Raw genomic sequence first — 2630 nt, 5'->3', positions numbered from 1 at the left:
CTTGCCAAGGTTGGGGTCGAGGGTTCGAATCCCTTCGCCCGCTCCAGATTGAACTCTTAAATCAGGGGATTAGAGCGGTCCTTCGGGGCCGTTTTTGCTTTCAGTTTGTGGCGTGGTCAGCTCGCAAGCCTGACATCGGCATACGGATGCGCGCGACCCGCCGGCATGGTGCGATCCCGCGAGCGTCCGCTCGGTTCAGATATTTGGGTGAAATATCGGCACATCGCCGTTCGTCGCCCCCGATGGGACCGGCGTATGGGCGAGGGCGCTCACCGAATGCGTCTGATCATACTGGAGAAACCAGCGTTCATTGTGCTTTGTGAGACTGCAACGCCTGCACGATCGTGAGAGACCCTGTGACGTGCTGCACGGGCGAGATATGATTTTGAGCACTGGACATTGACGCCACGATTTTACCCTTGGCATTGATCACGAAGGTGGTGCGCGCGAAAAATCCATGGGTAATGGTCTGGCCGTGAATCGTCATGGCCCCGTTCATCGGCGGATACAGCTTGACGCCGTAAAGGGCGCCGATTGAGCCGCTCGGGTCGGACGCGATCGGGAACCGACCGGCGCAGAAATTGGGGTCAACTTCGAATTTGTTGAGCATCGAGATGGAGTTCTCTGACACGCCCAGGATGGTGGCGCCGGCTTTGGTGAACTGCGGCGCGTGCGTCGAGAACGTATGCGCTTCGAGGTCGCAACCGCTCGTGTAGGCCGCGGGAAAAAAATACAGCACGACGGGTCCTTTGGCGAGCGCCTTTTTAAGCGAGAAGGTATAATCATGGCCCACGAGCGTCGCCGGCAACGTGAAATCGGGCGCTTGGGTGCCAGGTTTTAACATTGTAACCGGCGGCGCGGCCGCGAGGGTGGGAACCGCGATCATGGCGGCTAGCGTGATGATCAACATCCGGAACCAATGCCTGTTCACGACCAAACTCTCCTTTTGACGAAACCCCGATCGGTGCGCCCCACTTAACGAGGGCAAATCCCGTAATTCACATAAACTCTTATTCTCAGATAGGCGGATTGGCGAAAGTCGTAAGGATCAACGACGGATGATGAGTCGGATTTTTGCCGCAATCGCGACCGGCCTCCACGGCACGCGTCGCGCTGACCATGCCGTCTTGCGTTATCGACCGGATCGCATGGAAGGGGGTGAATCATCCCGCCGCCGGCATCATATCCGCCGGATCATTGAGATAAGGATCGCTCACCGATGGACTATGTCAAACTGGGCCACACCGGCCTCGATGTTTCCCGAATCTGCCTCGGCTGCATGAGCTACGGCGTCCCTGACCGTGGCCCCCATGCCTGGACGCTCGACGAGGCCGCGAGCCGCCCGTTCATCAAGGCCGCTCTCGAAGCCGGGATCAACTTCTTCGACACCGCCAATGTCTATTCCGATGGCACCAGCGAGGAAATCGTTGGCCGCGCGCTCAAGGATTTCGCCAGCCGCCATGAGGTGGTGATCGCCACCAAGGTGCACGGCCGGATGCACAAGGGCCCCAACGGCGCTGGCCTGTCCCGCCGCGCGATCATGGCCGAAATCGACAACAGCCTCCGCCGCCTCGGCACCGACCACGTCGATCTCTACCAGATCCACCGCTGGGATTACCGCACCCCGATCGAGGAAACCCTCGAAGCCCTGCATGATGTCGTCAAGGCCGGCAAAGCCCGCTACATCGGCGCCTCCTCGATGTACGCATGGCAATTCGCCCAGGCTCTCGCCATCGCCGAGCGCCATAACTGGACACGTTTCGTCAGCATGCAGAATTACGTTAATCTGCTCTACCGCGAGGAGGAGCGCGAGATGCTGCCACTGTGCCGGGCAGAAGGCATCGGCGTGATTCCGTGGAGCCCGCTGGCCCGCGGCCGCTTGACCCGTGATTGGGATGCCACCAGCGCGCGCTCTGAAACTGATGAATTCGGCAAGACCCTCTACGCCCACACCGAAGCCGCCGATCGCAAGGTGGTCGAGGCGGTGGCGGCGGTGGCATCCGAGCGCGGCCTGCCCCGCGCGCAGATCGCGCTGGCCTGGGTTCTGGCCAAACCGGGCGTCACCTCACCCATCATCGGCGCGACCAAGATTGAACATCTGAACGACGCTGTCGCGGCAGTGAAGGTAAAACTCACCGTGGACGAGATCGCCCGCCTCGAAGCACCTTACGTCCCGCACCAGGTCGTTGGCTTCTCCTGACCGTTCGGCCCCCACCCATCCGCCGAATGTGGCGTTGACCATGGCGAACATCTCACTCAGATCGGTGGGGTAAATGGGAGGGGTCCATGCCATCCCGATTGTATACGACAGGGGGGGTGGGGGGTGAGAAAGCACAGAAGGTTAAGGGAAGGCTCCTTTTTTGAAAAAAAGGAGCAAAAAACTTTTGTTCCTTGGGTTCCCGGTGGTTTTGCGGGCGGGGGCATGGTTGGGGGATTGGGGGGGTGGCGCGGAAGGATGGTGGGGTGCGGAAGGGCACCCCACCCTACCAGGTGTGGGTTCCGGGGGTTTCACCAGTACGGACCAGAATCAAAGAAATTTTTCTCTGGTTTCCGGGCGTTCCAACGGTACGAACCGGATTAAAAAGAGTTTTTTGGTTCTTTTTTGCAAAAAAGAACGCCTTGCTTGCCTT

2 protein-coding genes are annotated in these 2630 nt (G+C 59.7%); one reads left to right on the top strand and one right to left on the bottom strand.

The features are described 5' to 3' along the window. Positions 1–307: 307 nt before the first annotated feature. A complete protein-coding gene (locus ACP5E6_RS18085; protein ID WP_427956656.1) occupies positions 308–910 on the bottom strand; it encodes a peroxiredoxin in 603 nt (200 codons plus the stop codon). 309 nt (positions 911–1219) lie between these two features. Here ACP5E6_RS18085 and ACP5E6_RS18080 point away from each other — a divergent pair, with 309 nt between their 5' ends. Next, positions 1220–2200: an aldo/keto reductase gene (locus ACP5E6_RS18080; RefSeq protein ID WP_427956653.1), complete on the top strand. Its 981-nt coding sequence runs from the start codon at positions 1220–1222 to the stop codon at positions 2198–2200. Positions 2201–2630: the final 430 nt, after the last annotated feature.

Source organism: Acidiphilium sp., from assembly GCF_049977125.1.
Taxonomy (GTDB): Bacteria; Pseudomonadota; Alphaproteobacteria; order Acetobacterales; family Acetobacteraceae; genus Acidiphilium.
Note: the sequence above shows the minus strand (reverse complement) of the source record. Positions and strands in the feature narration are given on the sequence as shown.

Excerpts from the sequence above, each read along its gene's own strand:
- ACP5E6_RS18085 (WP_427956656.1), bottom strand. The coding sequence starts at position 910 with ATGTTGATCATCACGCTAGCCGCCATGATCGCGGTTCCCACCCTCGCG.
- ACP5E6_RS18080 (WP_427956653.1), top strand. The coding sequence starts at position 1,220 with ATGGACTATGTCAAACTGGGCCACACCGGCCTCGATGTTTCCCGAATC.